The sequence below is a fragment of the Raoultella sp. T31 genome, assembly GCF_002806725.1.
Taxonomy (GTDB): domain Bacteria; phylum Pseudomonadota; class Gammaproteobacteria; order Enterobacterales; family Enterobacteriaceae; genus Klebsiella; species Klebsiella electrica.
Window position 1 is genome coordinate 1 of record NZ_PIBO01000077.1, and the last position, 2,009, is coordinate 2,009.

At 53.3% G+C, this 2,009-nt stretch carries 1 protein-coding gene and 1 pseudogene; one reads left to right on the forward strand and one right to left on the reverse strand.

From position 1 onward, the window contains the following. Positions 1-240: 240 nt before the first annotated feature. Positions 241-1,390: pseudogene (locus tag CWM52_RS25770) on the reverse strand (porin). A 209-nt stretch (positions 1,391-1,599) separates the two neighbouring features. Here CWM52_RS25770 and CWM52_RS25775 point away from each other — a divergent pair. Further along, a complete protein-coding gene (locus tag CWM52_RS25775) occupies positions 1,600-1,908 on the forward strand; it encodes a monooxygenase (protein WP_100686650.1) in 309 nt (102 codons plus the stop codon). The last annotated feature ends 101 nt before the right edge of the window (positions 1,909-2,009 follow it).

Genomic DNA, 2,009 nt, shown 5'->3' on the forward strand with positions numbered 1-2,009 from the left:
GGGCGACACAACGGCACGGGTCTGTAGCCCCGGTAAGCGTAGCGCCACCGGGGAGCTGTTGCCGGGCCGCGGGATAACCCCCCTTGCCCGGCTACACGACGGCACGGGTCTGTAGCCCCGGTAAGCGCAGCGCCACCGGGGAGCTGTTCCCGGGCCGCGGATAACCCTCTTGCCCGGGCGACACAACGGCACGGGTCTGTAGCCCCGGTAAGCGTAGCGCCACCGGGGAGTCGTTGCCGCTTAGAAGTCGTAGCGCAGACGCACCAGGTTCATATCTCCCAGGTTGTCGGTGCTGGACGTAAAGACGTGCTCATAATCAACGCGGAAGCCGTAATCCAGCTGGAAGCTGATCCCCAGGCCGTTATCAATTCGCTGATAGTTGCGGCCATTGACGTACTGCAGGCGGTCACCCATAAAGTATGGCTGAATCGTTTTCACCGCGTACTGACCAATCGGGAAGGTATAGCCGGCAAAGTACTCAATCCCCCAGGCATCGCCGGCGAAATAGTCATGAACATCGGTTTTTTTGGTGGTCAAAAAGTTCTGATACCAACCGCCGCCGAAGGAGAAGGTCCAGTTATCCGGCTTCCAGCTCAGCGCCGTGCCGAGGATATTCTGATCATAGGTTTTATTGTCTGATGATGACGGGTTACGCATCTCAGCACGGGTGTAGTTCCACGCGGTCCCCCAGGTCAGATCTTTGGTGATGTGATAATCCGCGCCCACGGAGCCGCCGCCTTTACGCTTATAGCGCAGGCCATTGCCCGGCAGATATTCATTATCTTCAAACAAATAAGAGGCATAGAGGTCAACATCACCCACCGTTTTCTTATATTTCAACATATTACGGGAACGGTACGAACCATCGTAGTCGCCGTTGATACCGTTGCCCGGCGCCTGGGCTATCATGTCGTAATCCCAGATATCGGTTTTCACCCCGACCACGTCGTAGTAAATACTGTTTTGCTGGCCGTACGTAGGTTAATGTCCCCCAGGTGTCGCTCTTCAGCCCGGTGTATAACATACGACGGGTGGTATTATTAGCGCCTTCCGCATAGTGGTTGTCCCAGTCAAACAGCGCCGGAATATTGACCCCCAGCTCGTAATAGCTGATCCAGCTAATATCATCAAACAGATAATAATCAGCGGCGAAGCGGAAACGGGTCCCGCCATCAAAACCATTGCGCTTATAAGAGCCTTTATCGCCGTCGCCGGTCATCATGTTGAACTGCGGACGAATACTCCCGCCAACGGTAAAGTTGAGGCGGCTCAGCGGATCTCCGGCCTGCGGGTCCTGTTTCAGTAACGTAATCTCCGCCTGGGAGGCGAAAGAAGTTAACGCCAGCGCTGCGCCGATCGTCATTGCCAGCGCTTTTATTTTATGTGCCATGCTTTTTCCTTGAGTAATAAGCAACCTTATAGTTTCCAGTTGAATATTAACCGTGATTTGGCATGACGTGTTGTTGGGTTTTTAATGTTTAGTGCGCTTTAAAATCAGTAAGTTACCATTTTTCGCCGTTAAAAAATCAACGATTATCATTTCATCGTTCGGTCATTAAAATGACGTATTACCGCTCAAATATCATCCATGGAGGAATCATGTCGAAAAAACTACTGCAGTTGCACTTTGCCTTTAACGGCCCCTTCGGCAGCGAGATGTCCCGCCAGCTCGTGGAGCTGGCCGAGTCCATCAATCAGGAGCCAGGGTTTATCTGGAAGGTCTGGACTGAAAACGAAAAGAACCACGAGGCGGGCGGGATCTATCTTTTCGAAGATGAAGACACCGCCCTCGCTTACCTCAAGAAGCATACCGCGCGCCTGAAATCACTCGGCGTGGATGACGTTATCTGCAAAGTTTTCGACGTCAATGAACCGCTCACTGCGCTGAACCGCGGTCATCTGCAATAGCATTCCTTTAGCGACGGCGCTCGTATTTTTGCCGGGTGGCGGCTGACGCCTTACCCGGCCTACGCCCTTTGCCATCGCGAGAAATGCCTGCATTTTGCCGG